Consider the following 21,115-nt stretch of genomic DNA (forward strand, 5'->3'; position numbering starts at 1 on the left):
AAATAAATACTCAACTTTTTTAGATTCAAAGTCCCTTTTATTTGCAATAAATTTCTAATATGGATTTTAGTTTAACCCAAATTCAGCATTAGACCCGAGCGTAGCGAATAGACGAAGTAAATCTATTCCACTTTATTTTTCTTCAAATTCAAGCACGTACTCAAATTTTAATCATCAAAATAGTTCACGATTTCTTCTTCTAAAATTTTCCGTGAGCACTTGAATTTATTGAAAAATTTTGTTTCACAACCAAGTCTAATGCGGAATCTGGATTTAAAAAACACAAACCCCATTTTAAAACAAAGTATTAAAATGGGGTTTAGATTGAAAAGTAAGGAGGTATTGAACTTTAATTTATTGATAACATTTTATTTGTGAGTGTACTATTAAATTAATTCTTAACGTCAATCTACTCATTTCTTTTCATATTGTTTTGACTTAAGCATTTTCGAAACGGTTTGATAATGAGCGATTGTTTCTTTTACCAACTGATTATCTAAATTATTTTTGGGTTTTTCATCATACATTATTTGAAACTCTTTTGGTAAATTAGATGGTTGTAAAACTAAGTCAAATTGTTTCACTTTTTGTTTTGGTGAAATAATCGTAAGTATATCATTTTTAATGTAACCTAAATCTTGGTAAGTTGCAATAAAAGCTCTTGGTTTATAATCAATTGAGTAAACATCTTGACCATAAAATTTACTTGTATAATGAAACCCTAATCGTCCGAATAAAGTAGGCATAATATCAATTTGTGACATCAATATGGGATTTATAACTCCTTTTTTAGTCGGTTCAAATATCATAGCAGGTATTCTATATTTATCCATAGGTAATTCTGTCTTACCTGCACTTGATGCACAATGATCCGCAATAATTACAAAAATGGTATTCTGATACCACGCTTGTTTTTTTGCCATATTAAAAAATTGACGTAACGCATAATCCGTATATTTTACTCCTCCTTCTCGCGATTTTGCATCATTAGGAATATCTATTTTACCTGCTGGGTAGGTAAAAGGTCTATGATTACTTACTGTCATCCAATGATTAAAAAAGGGGGTTCCCGTTTTAGCTTCTGTATTCATTACTTCAATAGCTTTTTTAGCCATATCTTCATCACAAACTCCCCAAACATTAGAAAAAGTTATTTCATTAGATTTAAAAGTCTTTTTATCAACTATTTCGTATCCATTTCCTCCAAAAAAGTCCTCCATATTGTCAAAATAAGCATCTCCTCCATAAAGATATTTTACGATATATCCTTTTTCTTTAAAAATACTACCTGTCGAAAACTTATTTTTATTATCCTTCCTTTTTACAATACTTTCGCCTGGTGATGGTGGAAGGCATAGAGTAACAGCCTCTAACCCTCTTATTGTTCTATTTCCAACGGCATATAAATTAGTAAATTGTGTACTTTGAGTAGCTAAACTATCTAAAAACGGTGTTACATTTAACTCATTTCCATAACATTTCATAAAGTCGGCACTTAAACTTTCTATTGTTATTAAAACTACATTTTTCTTTGTTTCTGGTAACTTAGAAATAATCTGTCTTTCAGAAGTCTTATTTTTCAAATCTCCCAATTGTCCTTTTAATAACGCAAATGCCTCTTCTTCTGAAATAGTTTTATAAAATTTTTGATAATCTAACTCACTATTTCTAAATGCTAAATAGAAACGATAAAGCCCATTTGCTTGTAATTCATTAGCAAAAACATTAGAAGAAGTTTCTTGTTTTGCTAAAATAGGAATTAAAAAAGTACTTAGTATTGCTAAAAAAATATAACCACTGGTTGATTTTATTTTATCATTAAAAGAAGGTAAATTATTTAAAAAATCATCTGATTTTTTAATAATTTGATAAGTAAAAAAGGCTGTAATGAATCCAACTCCCGTAAATAAAGGAATAATGGGATAAGATTCCATAATATTTTTAATTACTTCATTCGTATACACTAAATAATCAACAGCTATAAAGTTATAACGTACACCAAATTCATTCCAAAAGAAAAATTCACTAATAGTATTTTGCACAATGATTAGTACTACTATAAATATTGTCATTGAAAACAAAACGATACGTATCCTCTTCCTATAGTTAGGAAGGAAAAGCATCAATCCAAAAAATAACGTTTTAAGAGCTATAAAACTTATACCAATTTCAGGTAAAACACCTCCGTATTCGTTTAAAATGGTATTACCAAAACTTACATATAACAAAAGAGCACAAAAGAAACCAAAAATTATATATCCCCAAGGTTTTTCATATTTAGCATTTGACAAAAACAATAAATAAATCCATAATAAACCCGAGGCTATAACGAAAACAAAAAAATCAGAAATTAATCCTGTCAAAAAAATTTTAGCTAATTCTTTCCAGGTAAAACTGGCAGACGTAATAGGATGAAATAAGAGTATAATTCTTAAAACTAAGTTGCTAAGTAAAAATAGATTCAGTAACTGTTTGTAGGGCGATTTTTTTTCAAAAAAATTCATTTCATTTTAAATTTTAGCAAAATTAACTATTAAATTTGTCATAGTATAAATTTTATATAATGAATTCTGCACATTTACATTTATTAATAAATCACTTCCCTCTAATTGGATTATTCTTTGGTATTACTATTTTAATTTATGGAATTTTCAAAAGAAATCCTTTGATCTTAAATATAGCCTATACGATCTTTATTTTTTCAATGATAATGGGGAAATTATCAATGATAACGGGAGATAAAGCAGAACACTTTTTAGAAAACACAAATGGTTTCCCTCATGATTTAATAGAAGTTCATGAAGAAAAAGCAGAAATTTTTATGAAAATAATATATTCTTTGGGTTTGATTGCCTTTATAGGAGTAATTGCGAATTATAAAAAACATCCTAAAAAATATTGGATTGCTTTTATAATATTAGCTATTGCAAGCGTAAATATATTTTTTTCACAACTAGTAGGATCTTCTGGAGGAAAAATTTATCATGATGAAATTTATCAAAATCTTACCAATATGAACATTAAAAATAACGAACCTTAAATCGGCGGAGTTTTATTTTTTTAAACCTTTTCTACTTCTATAAAAGTCTCCTAATTATAAATAAAATCAATTAAGATATAATCAATAAGAAGCGAAAATAATATCTTTTATTTCAAATATATCTAAAATTAAACACAAATTATCGTTTTAAATTTATCATAGATAAAGATAACTTTGAATCTAAAAAAACATACTTTGATGTAATAAACTACCTCAACGGTAAAATTTATGTATTTTATCTTCTTTTCTTCTTCATTACAAAATCTATCCCATAATCTACAATCTACTTTAAATTTATACCATTTAAAATCCAAATTTAGTATAATAATTATCGTGTAATATCTCTTGATTCGTGTATTCTGTAGTGAGTTTTGGTTTAGGTAATTTCAAAACTAAAATAATATTGTACCTCTATAAAAGTTAGATTTTTTAAAAAAAAGAATGAACGTTCATTTATTTTTGTATTTTTGTCTCATCAAATAAATTAAATATAATAGAAAAATAATTGAGGGAATTTTCTTTAAATCACAGTTAATTCTTTTCCTATTAGGAAAACCTCATCATAACGAAACTTGTTTTTTTATTAGAGGAGAAACAAATAATTTTAATAAACTAAATGCAAGCATGACAGAACAGGAATTAATATTAGATATGCAATCTATGCTTCAGGAAAAAATGGAGAAAGATTATGCGAAAGGGAAGACAAAAAGGGATGCACATCCTAAATGTTTAGCTTTATTAAAGGGGCATTTTAAAATAATAGAAAATTTACCTAATAACTTACAAATAGGTCTATTTCAACCAGGTAAAAGTTATAAATCATTTATCAGAATATCCAATGCAAGCGGACGAGTACAATCTGACAAAATAAAAGATTTTAGAGGATTTGCGATTAAACTAATTGAGGTCGATGGAAAGCGATTTGACACAACAGAAAAACAGACACAGGATTTTCTTATGATATCACTCCCTATAATGCCTCTTGGTACTATTAAACTTTTCAGAGATGCTGTTTATTATGCTATAAAATGGAATCCTTTGGTTTTAGCCCTAAAGATGATCTTTTCGGGTAATGGTAAAATATTAAAAGCTCTCAATAACGCTAAGAAAAACGAAGCCAATCCTTTGGATTTGACCTACTGGAGTACAACACCTTATATGTATGGAAATAAACAGATAAAATTTAAAATAGTCCCTACTTCCACTAGTAAAAGTGAATTACCCAAAATACTTAGTGATAACTATCTCACTAAAAATATGGAAAGTCATTTACAAAAAAACATTGTCAAATTTGACTTTTTTATACAGCCTTTTGTAAACGAGAAAAACACTCCCATAGAAAATGCTGGAATTGAATGGAACAGTCCTTTTATAAAAGTAGCAGAAATTGAAATACCTATTCAAGATTTAAACACGGAAGAACGTTTTGAACTAGCTGAACAATTATCATTTTCTCCTTCTAATTCTTTAGAAGCACACAAGCCAATCGGAGGAATAAACCGTGCAAGAATAGAAATTTATAAAGCTTTATCAAAATTTCGTCATCAACGCGATAACAAAACAATAATAGAACCGACATTAAACAATTTTAATATTTAATAATAATTATTTAAACAATGAATAAATTTAAATCAATTAGTTTTATAGTATTACGCTATTTACTGGCAATTTTCATGATAAATGCTGGTATTCAACATTTTATTAAACCTGATTTTTACCTCCCTTTTGTACCTAATTTCTTCCCTTTTAAAGAATTTATCATATTAGGATCAGGCGTTATAGAATTAGCTCTAGGCATACTACTTGTATTTAAAAACAATCTCGCAAAATACGGCGGATTAGGCATTTTTTTATTAATGTTAACTTTTTTACCTATACATATTAAAGATGTATTAGTAGAAAATCCTTCTATAGGATCTCACAAATTAGCCATCATACGTTTACCGTTTCAATTTATATTTTTAGCATGGTCGTGGGCTATTTGGAAATATCTAAAACAAGAAAATTAAAATTTTAATAAATATATATATCATGAAAAGAAAACACATTTATCTTCTATTAAGTATTTTAGGCCTTTGTTATACTTGGTTTTTTAATATCCAATATTTTCAAACAGCAATAGATCCTTCTTTATTAAACTTTTTTGAAGATGCAAAATGCAGCCTTCCAGCCCAATCATTAGACGCTGATTTAAAAGTTGTTGTTTTAACATTTTTTGCCTTTTATATACCTGATGCTATTCGTTTAAAAATTAAATACTGGTGGACTTTAATACCACTTACTTTCTTAATTGCTATAGCATTTACATTTCCTCTTTATTTATTTTTAAGAGAAATAGCGCTTGAAAAAGAAAATAATTAGTTTATAAATATTTTTACTTACAACACTTTATTTTAGAATAAAGTAAGTACAAACCTTTATGAATCTATTTTAGCTATAGTGTACAAAAAAATTATATACATTGTAATTCTATATAAAATTGTGGCACTATAGCTATTAATAGTTTCTCATATAAATCTTTTAAGTTATTGAATTATTTTTTCCAATAAAAAAATAAGTATTAAATGAAAAAAACAGCTATTATACTTGGAGCAACAGGACTTACTGGAAGCTATTTATTAGATTTATTATTAAAGAGTGAAGATTACGAAAAAGTAAAAATATTCACCCGAAAAAGCACTGGTAAAAAACATCCAAAATTGGAAGAATTCATAGGTGATATACTTTCTTTGGAAAAATTTTCTAAAGATTTCAAAGCAGATGAGGTTTTCTGTTGTATTGGTACCACAAAAGCTCAAACACCTAATAAAGATCAATATTACGCTATTGATTATGGAATTCCTGTTAGCGCAGCTAAATTATCTGAACAAAATCAAATTTCTACTTTTAGTGTCATTTCTGCTATTGGCTCAAACCCAAAATCTTCTGTTTTTTATAGCCAGACTAAAGGTAAAATGGAAGAAAGTGTTTTAAAACACAATATTTCTAACATACTTATTTACAGACCTTCTTTAATTTACGGAAAAAGAAAAGACAAACGTCTTGCTGAAAAAATAGCCACTATATTAATCAACGGATTACAATTTCTTTTTATAGGTAAAATGAAAAAATACCGTGCTATCACAGGTCAAGAATTAGCTAATGTTTTATTTTTAGGCGTAAAAAGAACAGGGCATCAGATTATTGAAAGAGATGATTTTCTTTAATTTAAAAGTAAAAATAGTATCTCTATATAATACTAAACAAACATTTTAAAAACATTTTATTTCATAATTCCCAAGTTTACTGAATCATTTTTAGATATAAAATTATTATCAACAGCAACTCTCACTCAAAAAATATCTTATTTTTACTACCTTTGATAATTAATTTAAATGTACGATGAAAGTTTCCGTAGCTCTATGTACTTATAATGGTGAAAAATTCCTTAATGAGCAGATTAACTCAATACTCAAACAAACAAAAGAAGTTAATGAAATAATCATTTGTGACGACTGCTCTACTGATCAGACCATGGATATTTTAAAAGAATACCAATTAAAATATCCTAATATTTTTAAAATTTTCAAAAACGAAACAAATCTTCGTAGCGTAAAAAATTTTGAAAAAGCGATCCAACTTTGTTCAGGAGATCTAATTTTTCTATCAGATCAAGACGACATTTGGTGCCCTAATAAAGTTGATGACTATATCCTTTTTTTCCAAAACAATCCTAAAATAAATGTTATAGCATCTAATGGTTATTATATGGATGAAAATTCAAAATCTCATAAAAAATATGCTATATGGGACGTACCTCGCTTCCTTGAAAATAAAGGTATAGAATTTAATTTCCACAGATTAATAAGTCTCACAGGTAACATTGCCACAGGGGCTTCAATGGCTTTTAAAAAGGAAATAATACCCGATATAATTCCTTTTCCTACTATTCAAAACTTTCATCATGACGAATGGATCGCTATTATTTCCAGTTCAAAAAATCAATTCGCTTTTTTACACAACAAATATTTTTATTATAGAATCCATTCCAATCAACAAGTTGGCGGTGTCTTTTATAAAAAAAATAAGTCTCAAAAAACGATGCTTATTGATCTTTTTAATATAAACAATCCAGCAAGTAATTTTACAGGTTATAAAAAGAGGATTAAAAAAATAATTTCAAATATCGAGCGTGATAGTTTACTAGAACAATCAAATCCTAAATATTCCTTTTTATTTGAGAAAAACAAAAAGGAATTAATCAATCTTTATCATTACAATAAGACCCTAATGAAGAATAAATTTCCTTTAAGATTTTTTTTATTAAAAATATCTGATAAAATTTTAAATAAAAGAAAATTCGACTACTAACAAAGTCATTCTTTAAAAACTATTTAACACTAACAGCCAACTAATTTCAATATCTGCATTTATTAGCTAAAAAGTACAATTTTAGAATTAATATTTATTTCTTATTTATTCATTTTGCTATTCTTTATTACTTTTTTAGATAGTAGATAAGAAATATTTAACAAAATGAATAATAATCAAAAATATAATTTTATTAAAACATATAAAAAATGATAAAAGTAAGTGTTTGTATGATTACCTATAATCATGAAAAATACATAAAACAAGCCATTGAAAGTATTTTAATGCAAAAAACTAACTTTGATTTTGAATTGATTATTTCAAATGATAATTCTAATGATACCACTCATAAAATTATTTTAGATCTTTTAAAAGAACATATTGACTCAAAAAAAATAAAATATTTACACAATAAAAAGAATCTAGGAATGATGCCTAATTTCATTCAAGCTATTCAAAATTGTAAAGGTGAATATATAGCACTTTGTGAAGGTGATGATTATTGGACTGATTCTGAAAAATTACAAAAACAAGTAGATTTTTTAGATACCAACAAAAATTTCGCAATATGTTTTCACCCTGTCAATATTGATTATCAAAATGAAATAATTGAAGATAATATTACAAAAAAAGTAAGAAATCACACTTCCATTTATGACTTAGCTTCTGGTAATTATATTCATACTTGCTCCGTATTATATAGAAATAACCTCTATGATAGTTTCCCTGAATATTTTCACTCTACACCTGTTGGCGATTATTTTTTACATCTTTTGAATGCTCAATACGGGGATATCTATCGTTTAGAAGAAACAATGGGAAATTATAGAGTCCATGATACTTCTTATTGGTCATCTAAGAAACAAAATGAAAGAGAAGTAATTTGGATTGAATTTCTAAAGAACATTAAGCCTTCTTTTCCAAAAAAAATTCAAAAAATATTAGATAAACAAATAAAAACACATCAACCTAAAAAAGTAAGTTGGTTTAAAAAAACAAGAAGAGCTTTTAAAGATATTTTTTTTCAAAAAATTCAACTATTTAATTTTAGAAAAAAATATGATTTAATAATAGTAGATGACATTCTTCCATCTACCCTTTCACCATGGAGAAATTTAGAATATAATGAGCTAATTAAAAATTTTGATAATTCTATCATATATACAGATACTAGTACTTATGTTTCATACTCACAAGGTAAAACCTTTAATGAAAATCTAAATTCGTTAGAAAAGCTATACCCTTTTGTTAAAAATAAAGTAAAAAAGTTAAAGCGAACCTCAAATATGAACTGCAACCTTTTTTACACAATATTTTACAATAATATAAATAAGCATTTTGATTTTTTAGAAGCAAACAAAATCCCTTTTGCTTTTACCCTATATCCAGGAGGAGGCTTTGTAATAAATAATGAAGAAATTGATGAACGTCTAAAAAAAATATTTAGTTCTAAATTTTTCAAAGGTGTCATAGTAAATCAATACATAACAAAGGAATATCTCTTAAAAAAACGATTAGTAGATCCTGAAAAAATAAAACTTATTTTTGGAGTTCCAATTTCAATTGAAAAAACCTCTACAAAAATTGAAAAATCGACAAAAAAAAACAAATATTTTATTTTTTGCCAATAAGTATACAAAAAATGGAGAGGATAAAGGTTTTGATGATTTTCAATTAATAGCTAAAGAACTTATTTCCAAATCTACTAATTATAATTTCATCGTCATTGGCAACTTTAATTACAATGATTTAAAAATAAATGATCTACAAAATCATTTCGATTTTAAAGGTATTCTTGACGAAAAACTATTTAATGAAGAATTAAAAAAAACACATATAATAATTTCTCCTAATAAACCTTTTAAAATTGCAAAAGGAAATTTTGATGGTTTTCCACTGGCAACATGTATAAGTGCATCTATTTATGAAAATGTATTAATACTTTCTGATTACTTCAATGAAGCTGAAAAAATAAATCTAATAGATGGGGTTGATTTTATAAAGTTTGATTCAAATATAAATAAGATAGTAAATGAAATAGAGATATTAAAAATAGATCCTGAAAAAATGAATACTATAGCTATAAATGGGAAAAATAAATTATTAAATTTGTATGATTTTAATAATCAAATCATACCTAGGATTAATTTTATAAAAAACATATTAAATTGATAAACGTCACTAAAACCTTTTTACCTAATCAAGAAGAATATATCAACTATCTAAATCGTGCCTGGGAAAAAGTATGGTTAACTAATAGAGGAGAACTAACTATTGAATTAGAAAACAAGTTAAAAAATCATTTAGGAGTCAGTAATATAATAATTACTAACAATGGTACAATTCCTATTCAGATTGCTTTAAAAATTCTTGGAAATAACAGTGAAATCATTACCACTCCTTTTTCATACGTAGCTACAACTTCTTCAATTATTTGGGAAAATTGCACTCCTGTTTTTGTTGATATACATCCAGAATATTTGACAATTGATGAAAACAAAATAGAAAACGCAATCACTCCAAAAACTACTGCTATCTTAGCTACTCATGTATTCGGTAATCCGTGTGAGGTAAAAAAGATCGAAGAAATTGCAAAAAAACATAATCTTCATATAATATACGATGCCGCTCATGCATTTGGTGTACAATACGAAAATCAATCTATTTTTAATTTTGGAGACGTAAGTACCTGTAGTTTTTCATGCAACAAAAATATTCCATACGGGAGAGGGAGGAGCTATGTTTTGTAATAATCATGAACTGAATCACAAACTATTTTATAGTCATAATTTTGGACATAATGGCTCCATGGATTTTCATGGATTGGGTATAAATGCTAAAATTTCAGAATTGCAATCAGCTATGGGATTAGCTGTTTTTGATCATATTGATGAAATTTTTGAAGAACGCAAAAAAATAGTCGAATATTATGATATAAATTTGAATTTAAATAAGCTACAAAGACTAAAAATTCGTAAAACACTATTTGGAACTATAGCTATTATCCTGTCATTTTTGATACCGAAAATACACTCCTTAAAGTTCAAAAAGAACTAAATAAAAAAAATATAATCCCTCGAAGGTATTTTTATCCATCATTAAACAAAATAAATTATGTTAATGGTACAGAAATGCCTATTTCAGAATCTATAGCCTCTAGAATTTTATGTCTTCCTCTGTATGTAGGTCTAAAAGAAAATGAATTAAAATTAATTATATCAATAATCAATTCAGTATGTTAATAGTAGGTGCCAAAGGTTTTGCAAAAGAAGTATTAGAAATCCTTCATCAAAACAATAGTCTTGAAAATGTTGTTTTTTTTGACAATGTAAATCCTGAAATAAAAGGAAACCTATACGGAATTTATCCAATTCTAAAATCTTTTAATGCAGCAAAAGATTTTTTTGAAACACAAACAAATAAATTTACAATTGGAATAGGAAATCCAATATTAAGAAAAAATCTCTATGAAAAATTTACTGAATTAGGCGGAGAATTTACTTCTACAATAAGCTCAAAATCTATAATAGGAAATTTTGGGAATACAATTGAAGAAGGTTGTAATATAATGTCAGGAACTGTTATAACAAATGATGTAACAATAAAAAAAGGAGGTTTAATTAATCTAAATTGCACTATTGGACACGATTGTATTATTCAAGAATATGTAGAAATCTGTCCAGGGGTTAACATTTCTGGAAACTGTAATATTGGCAGTTATACTTTTATAGGTACTAATAGTACAATTTTACCCAAAATTACGATTGGAAAAAATGTAATAGTAGCTGCTGGATCAGTAGTTACTAAAGATATTCCTGATAATTGTATGGTTGCCGGCATACCAGCTGTTATAAAAAAAGAGATTCTCCCTTTAGAATTTTAAATTATGAACATCAACACCGAAATACACAACGCCTTTGAGGTTATTAAAAATGGAGGCATCATCCTCTACCCTACCGATACTGTTTGGGGAATAGGTTGCGACGCTACCAATCCTGATGCTATCAAAAAAATTTATGCTTTAAAACAACGAGAAGAAAGCAAAAGTATGATTGTCTTAGTTAATGGAGATCGTATGATTTACAACATTTTCAACAACTTACCCGAAGTGGCTTGGCAAATTTTAGATGTTTCTGAAAAACCTACTACTTTGGTATTAGACAACCCAAGGAATGTGGCTCCTAACATCATTGCTGAGGACAAAACATTAGGTATGCGTATCGTTACCGAACCTTTTTGTTTTAAACTTATGGAACGTATGAAAAAACCATTAGTTTCTACCTCCGCCAATATTTCAGGACAACCCACTCCTATTTCTTTTAAAGAAATTAGCCCCGAAATTATTAAAGGTGTAGACTATATAGTAAATTTGCATCAAGAAAAGATTTGTAATAACCTTCTACTATCATAAAAATAACAAATGATAGTCAGGTAAAAATTATTCGCAAGTAATTTTTAACTCCAAATCTAAAAGTTTAAAGAAATAAAAACTCCTTTAAACTACATACCTTAAATTAGTGTTAATGAATTACAAAGAACATTTAGATCACAAAATATTTGAAATTGTATCACAAGCCTCTCAATTACTAAACTTAGAATGCTATGTAATTGGCGGTTTTGTACGTGATATTATCCTACAACGTAATCATAAAAAAGATATTGATATAGTGGCTGTCGGGAGCGGAATTGAACTTGCCTTAAAAGTTTCAGAACTCATCCCTAACAATCCTAAAGTTCAAGTTTTTAAAAATTATGGTACTGCCATGCTTCGATATGAAGACATGGATATTGAATTTGTGGGGGCTAGAAAAGAAAGCTATAATTTTGATAGTCGTAAGCCCGTTGTAGAAAATGGAAGTCTAAGAGATGATCAAGAACGAAGAGATTTTACAATCAACGCATTAGCTTTTTCACTAAATACGCCTAATTTTGGAGATTTAGTCGACCCATTTGATGGTGTACTTGATTTAGAAAAAAAAATCATCCGTACACCTCTAGATCCCGATATAACATATAGTGATGATCCATTACGTATGATGCGAGCTATTCGTTTTGCCTCTCAATTAAATTTCAACATTGAAACAAAATCATTAGAATCAATAAAAAGAAACAAAGAACGCATTCATATCATTTCTGGAGAAAGAATTGTAGATGAATTAAATAAAATCTTACTTTCTTCAAAACCTTCTATCGGATTTTTATTATTACATCAAACAGGATTATTAGACATTATTTTACCTGAATTAACCGCTCTAAATAATGTAGAAGAAGTAGAAGGTCATACACACAAAAACAACTTTTATCATTCATTAGAAGTAGTAGATAATATTTGCCCTAACACGGATGATTTATGGCTAAGATGGTCTGCTTTATTACATGATATTGGAAAAGCTCCTACTAAAAAATTTCATAAACGACAAGGTTGGACTTTTCATGGACATGAATTTTAGGAGGAAAAATGGTAAAAAATATTTTTATCCGATTACACATGCCCCTGAATCATAAAATGAAGTTCGTACAAAAAATGGTTCAAATGAGTTCACGTCCAATAGTCTTAGCGCAAGATGTCGTAACTGACAGTGCTGTTAGAAGACTCGTTTTTGATGCAGGTGAAGACGTTGAAAGTCTAATGATCTTATGCGAAGCAGATATTACCACAAAAAATCCAAAAAAATTTCAAAAATATCATAACAATTTTAAAATTGTCCGTGAAAAAATTGTTGAAGTTGAAGAACGTGATCGTATAAGAATTTTTCAACCTCCCATCACAGGGAAGAAATCATGGAAATTTTTGATCTAAAACCTTCTAAGGAAATCGGTATCCTAAAAGAAGCCGTAAAGGAAGCTATTTTAGAAGGAGAAATCCCCAATGAATATCAACCCGCATTAGATTTTGTTTTAGAAAAAGCTAAAAAAATGGGACTAAAAAGGATTCAATAACCATATACAAAATCATACATGACTTAAATCATACGTTTTAATATTTTTTTTTTATGATTTTGTATTTAAAAAAATAAAATGAAATTTATAAAAATAGCAAAAACAGCACTTATTTTAGTATACCTAGTCGTTATAGCCGGCGCATTGGTTAGAATGACAGGTTCTGGTATGGGATGTCCAGATTGGCCAAAATGTTTTGGTTACTATATCCCTCCAACTAACATCAAAGAATTAACTTGGACAAAGAACAGAGTATTCAAAAAAGGACAAGTTATCATAAAAAATGAACAATTATTAATAGCAAAAGAAGACTGTATAACAGGAAATCAATTTGACCCTACACAATGGAATAAATATACAAAACATGACTATGCAGAGTTCAACCCAACTCACACTTGGGTTGAATACATCAATAGACTCTTCGGAGCCTTATCTGGTTTTGCCTGTTTAGTTATGGCTTTTTATTCATTTAACTATTGGAAAAAAAATAAATTAATTCCTCTTTTATCATGGCTTGTTGTTTTTATGATGGGTTTTCAAGCATGGCTTGGAGCCACCGTTGTCTATTCTGTACTCAATCCCGTAAAAATAACACTTCACATGGTAATGGCTCTAATAATTATAGCCATCATAATTTATATAATATCTTTAGCTCATACAAAACCTAATCAAAAGCAACTAGATCCTATTTTCGAAATCTAATATGGGTAACAATTACCATGACATTAATACAGGTTATATTAGGAACACAAGTTAGACAATTTATAGATGAACAAATAAAATCCGGAATAGAAAATCCAACATTATGGTTATCCAATCCTCAAATAACATTTTATATCCACAGAAGTTTTTCTATTTTAGTGCTAATGGCCAATCTATTTTTATTTTTACGAAACAAAAAACTAAATCTTGGATTTAAAGAAATGAATTGGGTACTATCCCTATTAATTTTTGAAATTATTTCTGGTATTTTTATATACTACCTAAATTTCCCTTTTGGTTCGCAGACTATACATCTCGTTTTAGCCTCCATACTTTTCGGAGTTCAGTTTCATATATTACTCCAATTCAAACAAAAAAACAACATCCCTTTTTAAATACAATTTATAAGGACTAAAATAAAATTAGTCCTTATTTCCTCATATATAATAGAAAGTATAAATATACTTCTTCACTAAAAAGTAATGAAGTACTTTCCTATTCAAAATTGTTTTTACTATCTTAAAAATAAAAGTATAAAGCAACATATTCTAAAATTATTTTGAATACGCCACTTAACTTATTATTTTTACCAAACTAAACATATATCGCATGTCACACACCATATTGTCACTCCAAAATGTCACTATTTATCAGAAGGTAATAAAATTTTATCAGATATAAATCTAAATATTAGTCCAGGAGAATTTATTTACATTATTGGTAAAACGGGTTCTGGAAAAAGTAGTTAATGAAAACACTTTATGCTGATTTACCCCCTCACACAAGGTGAAGGAACTATAGTAGATTACGATTTACATGGTCTTATAGACAATGATATTCCTTTCTTAAGGAGAAAAATAGGTATTGTTTTTCAAGACTTTAAACTACTTCCTGACAGAAGTATAAATGCTAATCTACACTTTGTCCTAAAAGCTACTGGTTGGACAAATGAATTCGATATGAAAACTAAAATTGATGAAGTTCTAGAAAAAGTTGGTCTTTTAAATCTAGCTAATAAAATGCCCCACCAATTATCAGGAGGAGAACAACAACGTGTAGCGATTGCCCGTGCTCTACTGAATGACCCTGATTTAATTCTAGCAGATGAGCCAACGGGTAATCTAGATCCACAAACCAGTATGGAAGTCATGGAAGTCCTTCGCAAAATCAATCAAAACGGAAAAACCATTGTAATGGCTACACACGATTATGCTCTATTAATGAAATACCCTTCCAAAACATTAAAGTGTGAAGAAGGAGCTATTTTTGAAGTGATACAAAAAACAAACTAAAATGTTTAAAAAATCTTTCCTGTTATTATCCTTTTTCTTCTCTTTTTTATCAAACGCACAAGAAGAAAAGAATTTCAGTATTCGATATCAAAACTATCTAAAAGGCGATATTGATTTTATCGCCAATAGTATTATCGGAAAAAAATCAGGAAAAAATGCAAATGATCCCTATAATAAGATAGATTCAAATGCAAAACTCAATGATCAAGTCAACATGGCTTATATAGATGTAGATCAAGATCCCGAAACTTTTTCATCTAGTTCCGCTCTATTAGAACCCAATCATCCTAATGATAAAGTTGTTTTTGCTGGATTGTACTGGTGTGCTACACTGCCTGATAGAACCAATTCTATACAACCTATCAATAAAATAGCCATCAAAACACCACAATCTGAAAACTTTTACAGTAAATGGAAGTATCATATATGATGCTAAAGAACATAACAAACACAATGCTAATGCACCATACTTATGCTTTTCAGATATAACAAATGAAATTTAAAAAAAACCTTGGGGTAGTTACACTGTAGCTAATATTCAGGCTAGTCAAGAGCAAATTGAAGGAGGTAGTGCCGCTGGTTGGGTTCTTTATATAGTTTATGAATCCGATATAATCCCCTATCACCAAATTAGCTTATATGATGGTTTTTCCTATATTTATAACAAGCCTGTTCAAATCAATTTCAAGGATTTTGTTACACCTAAAATAGAAAAAATCACCCAAAACTTACTATTGCAGCTTTAGAAGGCGATTTAAACCTTGAAGGTGACAACATAAGAATCAACACCTCAAATAGTAATAAATGGTTTTATATTAGTAATTCTCTACGAAGTGGGCTATTCTACTTTACTCCGAGAGCGCACCACTCATGATGCGATGGAAGCTTTAGCGGAAGGGGAGGAGATAAATTTTATATAACTAATATAGGCTTCAGTATAGAAATAGACGAAGACTTTGCCCGAAAAAAAATTGAATCAATTACCTCTATAGCCAATCCTATTGAGCAAAAGAAAACGGAAATAATAGAGCAAAAAGAAAACAGCAAAATCCTAACTAAAACCATTACAACTACTTCAAAAGAAAATAGCTCCTCTGTAAAAAAAATCACTAATAATCCATTAACCTCCATAGAAGTTATTAGAAAGCCTAAAGAAATAAAAACTTATATATTTCATTCTAATATAGCACCCGAAGGCTATTATATAGTGGCTAATGCTTATCAAAATATCCACTATGCACATGATTTTGCAAATAAAATAAGTACTAAAAAAATAAAACCTTTCATTTTCAAAAATCCCGACAATCAATTATACTATCTAACTTTAGGTCACTATAACTCACAAACAACAGCTGAAAAAGCCTATTATAATAATATAAACAATAGCTATTTTCAAGAGTATTGGATTGCTAAAATTCAACACACAACAAACCTACAAAATTTTAAAAAGAAACCTAGAGTTGAAAAAGAAATTGCAACCATAAAAGTTAATCATACTAATTCTATCCTAAAAAAAGGCTATTATTTAGTTTCCAATGTATTTGAAATTCCCTCAAATGCCACAAAATATTTAGACTTACTTAAAAAACAAGGATTTACTCCGTCTTATTTTATTAATCCAATAAATAATTATCATTATACTTATCTTGATTATTATACTGATTTAGAAAAAATAAAAAACGATTATTTCTCTAATTACAACAATCGTTTTTTTGATGAATATTGGATAATGGAAATTATATTAGAATAAGAAAACTGACAAATATCATTTTACTTCCCTTTACTGTAGACTACCTTTGATTATGTAAACTATTAGGTATGTCAACATCATTAATACAAAAATACAATGTGCCTGGACCTCGATACACAAGTTATCCAACTGTTCCTTATTGGGAAAATGAGCAATTTAGTGTTAACGAATGGACAAAAACAGTATTAAAATCATTTCAAGAAAGCAATCAAAAAGAAGGTATTAGTCTATATATCCACCTTCCTTTTGTGAAAGCCTTTGTACCTTTTGTGGTTGTCATAAACGCATTACAAAACGTCATGAAGTAGAAAAACCCTATATAGAAGCTTTATTAAAGGAATGGAATTTATATTGTAATCTTTTTCAAGAAACTCCCATTATAAAGGAAATCCACTTAGGAGGTGGTACGCCTACTTTCTTTTCAAAGGAAAATCTTTCCTTACTGATTAATGGCATTTTATCAAAAGCTAAAATAGCTCCTAATCATGAATTTAGTTTTGAAGGACATCCTAATAACACAACCCGCTCCCATTTACAAACTCTTTATGATTTAGGTTTTCGTAGAGTAAGTTTTGGTGTACAAGATTATAGTCAACAAGTACAAAAAGCCATTAATAGGATTCAACCTTTTCAAAATGTAGCCAAAGTAACTTTATGGGCACGAGAAATAGGATACACTTCTATATCACATGATTTAGTTTTGGCCTCCCTTTTCAAGGAGTAGAAAATATTATTGACACTATTGAAAAAACAAAATCCCTTTTACCTGAACGATTAGCCTTTTATAGTTATGCTCATGTTCCTTGGATAAAAGGAAGTGGACAAAGAGGATTTAATGACGAAGATGTTCCTAAAGACGAGGAAAAAAGAAAATTATATGAAATAGGAAAACAACTTTTATATAAAAAAGGATATCATGAAATAGGAATGGACCATTTTGCTCGAAAAAAAGATTCTCTATATATAGCTTCACAAGAAGGAAAACTACACCGTAATTTTATGGGCTATACAGCCTCAAAAACACAATTAATGATCGGTTTAGGAGCTTCTTCTATTAGTGATAGTTGGTATAGTTTTTCTCAAAACGAAAAAACAGTTGAAGAATATTATACTTCTTTAGCAAATGATGAACTCCCTGTATCTAAGGGGCATATATTATCAAAAGAAGATTTAGTTATTCGTAAACACATACTTAATTTAATGTGTCAATTTACCACATCATGGAATACTAAGCACTTATATTTGGACGATATTTCAACCATTTTGGAACAATTAAAGGAAATGGAATTAGACGGATTGGTTATTCTTCAACCTAACGCCATAACTGTTACTGAAAAAGGAAAACCTTTTGTTCGTAATATTTGTATGGCATTTGATCTAAGATTAAAAAAAAAACACCTCAAACACAATTATTTTCTATGACTATTTAATTTTTTAAATAAAAAAACTTTCATTCTATTAAATCTTTCTACATTTAATTATTTATTTTAAAAACTGTAATAATTAAATTTGTCATAATTCTAAATAAAAACAATGAAAAAAATAACTTTAAGTTTAGGTCTTTTACTATGCCTTATAAGCTGCAAAAAAAATGATACGCTTCAAGATAATAATAGCACTAAAAATGATACGCTTTGCAAAAGTAGATACAACAGCTAATAAGGAGGCTAATATTGATGATGAATTAATTGAAAAGGCTAGTAACACATCTATTTACAAAGCTTTTGATGGTAAAAACTATTCTATCTACCATACTGAAAAAGAAGGTAAAAGAGTTGCTATTATCACACTAGATGAAAAAAGAACTCGCTATTTTACCCCAAAAAGAAGCTTGGGCCAAAGGAGCTATTTATGAAGATAGTAAATATATAGTAGAAAGTAATGGAGACAAAACCGTTTTTAAAATAGATAATAAAGATCAAAAACTTGTCCTATTAAGTCCTATAAACACAATCGCTATTAATGGAGAAAATAAAAATGATCAAATAGAATTATCTTACATCAATACTGAAAAATTAAACCTATTACGTATTACCAAATCGGGAAAAACAACCATATACAAACAAACCGAAGCTTGGTCTAAAGGTGCTGATTATGTAAATGGAACCGATACTGTACATTGTCAAGGAAATAAAAAAAACCAACACTTATTAAAATCAAATCAAACGGAAAAGAAACCAAATTTTGAAAAATAAATCAAACAAAAGGTTCTTTTATATTAAAAAGAAAAAGATTGCTCTTATTTTATAAGCAATCTTTTTTTCTAAACCTTTTCAACCCAAACTTCAAGAAAGCGTTGTTCTTTGACAAATGAGAGCTAACTTGTACTTACGAGCGAAGCTTATGTATAAAGTTGTCTTGTATAGAATAATTTTAGCTAAGATATTACATTTACTCCCACTTTAAAAAAAGAAAGTTTATCAAAGTTTCGAAAAAATGCAACAACAAGATGTAGCAAAATATTTGTTATTTTTTTGCTACATAATTGAAAATGAAACCAAAAAATAATATAAAATCATTAGGAGGGCTAACTCCAGAAGAAGTTGCGCTTTTATTAGGTATTAGTCATGCACAATGGGCACTATATGAATTGGGGTTTAAGTAATACTAATATAAAAACATTATTTTTCATCACCCTTTAAAATAAAAATGATAAAATCTCTATAATCTTTATAAATCTACAGCATGTATTTGAATAAAAAAATATTATTTTGGCATTATGATGAATGCAAATGAAATTATAGCTGTAAAAGATTTATTAGCTACACCAAAAAATATTACAATTATACCTCATCGCAATCCAGATGGTGATGCTATGGGGTCAACATTAGGCTTATATCACTTTCTAAAAAAATTAGGACATAAGGCTACAGTAATAGCTCCCAATGATTTTCCTAGTTTTTTAGCTTGGCTACCTAGTTCCGAGCAGGTATTAATTTATGAAAAAGATAGTCTACGTTCTCAAAAAGAGCTAAATTCTTCCGATTTAATTTTTACACTCGATTTCAATGCCTTACACAGAACAGGTGATTTAATGGAAAGTTTTTTATCCACACTTGATAAAACTTTTATCATGATTGATCATCATCAATTACCTGACTCTTATGCCCTTTATCAATATTCTGATACCTCTATGAGTTCTACTTGTGAAATGATCTATCATTTTATTCATTTTATAGGATATGAAAAACTAATAGATACGACTATTGCTACTTGTATTTATACTGGATTAGTAACAGATACGGGTTCTTTTCGATTTTCTTCTACCACAAGTACTACGCATAAAGTAGCTGCCGATTTGATAAAAAAAGGAATTAAAAATGCCGAAATACACAATAATCTATTTGATACTAGTTCCTATGATAGATTACAATTATTAGGAAAAGCCTTGCAGAATATGCAACTAATGGAAAATCACAAAACTCTTATATTACATTAAGCCAAGAAGAATTAAATCATTTTTCACATCAAAGGAGATACAGAAGGCTTTGTAAATTATGGTCTTAGTATAAAAGGATAGACTTTACCGCCATTTTTATAGAAACAAAGAAGAAGGAATCATTAAAATTTCATTCCGTTCTCAAGGAAGCTTTGATGTTAACCAATTTGCACGAAATTATTTTAATGGAGGTGGACATTTGAATGCTGCTGCGGAAAATCAACTTTAAGTTTAGAAGAAACTGTAAATAAATTTATCAGCATTGTTAAAGACACAAGAAAATGAAAAGATTAAAAATCATTACATTAATAATCCTTAACATGAATTTAGTAACTTGTTGTACACAAAAACAAGAAGCTAGAAAACCTATATCTCATAAAACAGGTGAGTTCATGAAACAATCTATTGATCGTAATAAAAAACTAAACAAAAATGAAGAAGAAATAATCATTAACATTAAAAAAAAGACACTACCCATCAATATACAAGTTCTACAAAAGGATATTGGTATTTTTATAATATTAAAAATACAACCCAACAACCTAAACCTACTAAAGGAGATCTTGTTTTTTTTAATTATGAAATTAAAGATATAAAAGGGA

At 28.2% G+C, this 21,115-nt stretch carries 16 protein-coding genes and 7 pseudogenes; 22 read left to right on the top strand and 1 reads right to left on the bottom strand.

Annotation, left to right across the window (positions count from 1 at the left end; translation table 11 throughout):
• Positions 1–413 precede the first annotated feature (413 nt).
• Positions 414–2,504, bottom strand: a complete 2,091-nt coding sequence (locus NAB20_RS12580; protein ID WP_375605218.1) for an LTA synthase family protein — start codon at positions 2,502–2,504, stop codon at positions 414–416.
• A 59-nt stretch (positions 2,505–2,563) separates the two neighbouring features.
• Here NAB20_RS12580 and NAB20_RS12585 point away from each other — a divergent pair, with 59 nt between their 5' ends.
• The 22 genes and pseudogenes from NAB20_RS12585 (at position 2,564) to NAB20_RS12690 (ending at position 21,109) form a co-directional block, all read left to right on the top strand.
• On the top strand, positions 2,564–3,040 hold the full coding sequence (locus NAB20_RS12585; protein ID WP_127822969.1) for a hypothetical protein: 477 nt from the start codon (positions 2,564–2,566) through the stop codon (positions 3,038–3,040).
• Between the two features lie 624 nt (positions 3,041–3,664).
• Positions 3,665–4,639, top strand: a complete 975-nt coding sequence (locus NAB20_RS12590; RefSeq protein ID WP_127822968.1) for a catalase — start codon at positions 3,665–3,667, stop codon at positions 4,637–4,639.
• Positions 4,640–4,656: 17 nt separating this feature from the next.
• Positions 4,657–5,049 (top strand): hypothetical protein, encoded by a 393-nt coding sequence (locus NAB20_RS12595; protein ID WP_235819786.1) that lies wholly within the window; start codon positions 4,657–4,659, stop codon positions 5,047–5,049.
• Positions 5,050–5,071: 22 nt separating this feature from the next.
• Positions 5,072–5,401 carry a DUF2834 domain-containing protein gene (locus NAB20_RS12600; RefSeq protein WP_105196713.1) on the top strand — a complete coding sequence of 110 codons (330 nt, stop codon included), beginning with the start codon at positions 5,072–5,074 and terminating at the stop codon, positions 5,399–5,401.
• A gap of 203 nt (positions 5,402–5,604) precedes the next feature.
• Positions 5,605–6,246, top strand: coding sequence for an NAD-dependent epimerase/dehydratase family protein (locus tag NAB20_RS12605; protein ID WP_088393987.1), 642 nt, complete (start codon positions 5,605–5,607; stop codon positions 6,244–6,246).
• Positions 6,247–6,421: 175 nt separating this feature from the next.
• Complete coding sequence (locus NAB20_RS12610; protein WP_375605219.1) at positions 6,422–7,390, top strand: glycosyltransferase family 2 protein; 969 nt, start codon at positions 6,422–6,424, stop codon at positions 7,388–7,390.
• Between the two features lie 209 nt (positions 7,391–7,599).
• Entirely contained in the window at positions 7,600–9,021 is a 1,422-nt protein-coding gene (locus tag NAB20_RS12615) for a glycosyltransferase (protein ID WP_375605220.1), read from the top strand.
• Positions 8,975–9,562, top strand: a complete 588-nt coding sequence (locus tag NAB20_RS12620; RefSeq protein ID WP_375605221.1) for a hypothetical protein — start codon at positions 8,975–8,977, stop codon at positions 9,560–9,562. Before NAB20_RS12615 ends, NAB20_RS12620 begins: the two co-directional genes overlap by 47 nt.
• A pseudogene (locus NAB20_RS12625) lies at positions 9,559–10,632 on the top strand (DegT/DnrJ/EryC1/StrS family aminotransferase). The gene NAB20_RS12620 and the pseudogene NAB20_RS12625 overlap by 4 nt, the downstream one beginning before the upstream one ends.
• Complete coding sequence (locus NAB20_RS12630; RefSeq protein ID WP_127822963.1) at positions 10,626–11,273, top strand: acetyltransferase; 648 nt, start codon at positions 10,626–10,628, stop codon at positions 11,271–11,273. Before NAB20_RS12625 ends, NAB20_RS12630 begins: the two are co-directional and overlap by 7 nt.
• A gap of 3 nt (positions 11,274–11,276) precedes the next feature.
• Positions 11,277–11,842, top strand: a pseudogene (locus NAB20_RS12635) (L-threonylcarbamoyladenylate synthase).
• A 71-nt stretch (positions 11,843–11,913) separates the two neighbouring features.
• Positions 11,914–13,330: pseudogene (locus NAB20_RS12640) on the top strand (CCA tRNA nucleotidyltransferase).
• A 78-nt stretch (positions 13,331–13,408) separates the two neighbouring features.
• A pseudogene (locus NAB20_RS12645) lies at positions 13,409–14,427 on the top strand (heme A synthase).
• A 214-nt stretch (positions 14,428–14,641) separates the two neighbouring features.
• Positions 14,642–15,324, top strand: a pseudogene (locus tag NAB20_RS12650) (cell division ATP-binding protein FtsE).
• A 1-nt stretch (position 15,325) separates the two neighbouring features.
• Positions 15,326–15,754, top strand: coding sequence for a hypothetical protein (locus tag NAB20_RS12655; protein ID WP_375605222.1), 429 nt, complete (start codon positions 15,326–15,328; stop codon positions 15,752–15,754).
• Positions 15,755–16,531: 777 nt separating this feature from the next.
• Entirely contained in the window at positions 16,532–17,074 is a 543-nt protein-coding gene (locus NAB20_RS12660) for a hypothetical protein (RefSeq protein WP_375605223.1), read from the top strand.
• Positions 17,075–17,142: 68 nt separating this feature from the next.
• Positions 17,143–18,504, top strand: a pseudogene (gene hemN, locus NAB20_RS12665) (oxygen-independent coproporphyrinogen III oxidase).
• A 161-nt stretch (positions 18,505–18,665) separates the two neighbouring features.
• The gene (locus NAB20_RS12670) at positions 18,666–18,929 is read left to right on the top strand and encodes a hypothetical protein (protein WP_375605224.1); all 264 of its coding nucleotides are present in this window, start codon (positions 18,666–18,668) and stop codon (positions 18,927–18,929) included.
• The gene (locus NAB20_RS12675) at positions 18,868–19,269 is read left to right on the top strand and encodes a hypothetical protein (protein ID WP_375605225.1); all 402 of its coding nucleotides are present in this window, start codon (positions 18,868–18,870) and stop codon (positions 19,267–19,269) included. Before NAB20_RS12670 ends, NAB20_RS12675 begins: the two co-directional genes overlap by 62 nt.
• A gap of 296 nt (positions 19,270–19,565) precedes the next feature.
• Entirely contained in the window at positions 19,566–19,679 is a 114-nt protein-coding gene (locus tag NAB20_RS12680) for a helix-turn-helix domain-containing protein (protein WP_123901302.1), read from the top strand.
• Positions 19,680–19,793: 114 nt separating this feature from the next.
• A pseudogene (locus NAB20_RS12685) lies at positions 19,794–20,798 on the top strand (bifunctional oligoribonuclease/PAP phosphatase NrnA).
• Positions 20,795–21,109, top strand: coding sequence for a hypothetical protein (locus NAB20_RS12690; protein WP_375605226.1), 315 nt, complete (start codon positions 20,795–20,797; stop codon positions 21,107–21,109). Before NAB20_RS12685 ends, NAB20_RS12690 begins: the two are co-directional and overlap by 4 nt.
• Positions 21,110–21,115: the final 6 nt, after the last annotated feature.

This window comes from Flavobacterium davisii (assembly GCF_042182265.1).
Lineage (GTDB): Bacteria > Bacteroidota > Bacteroidia > Flavobacteriales > Flavobacteriaceae > Flavobacterium > Flavobacterium davisii.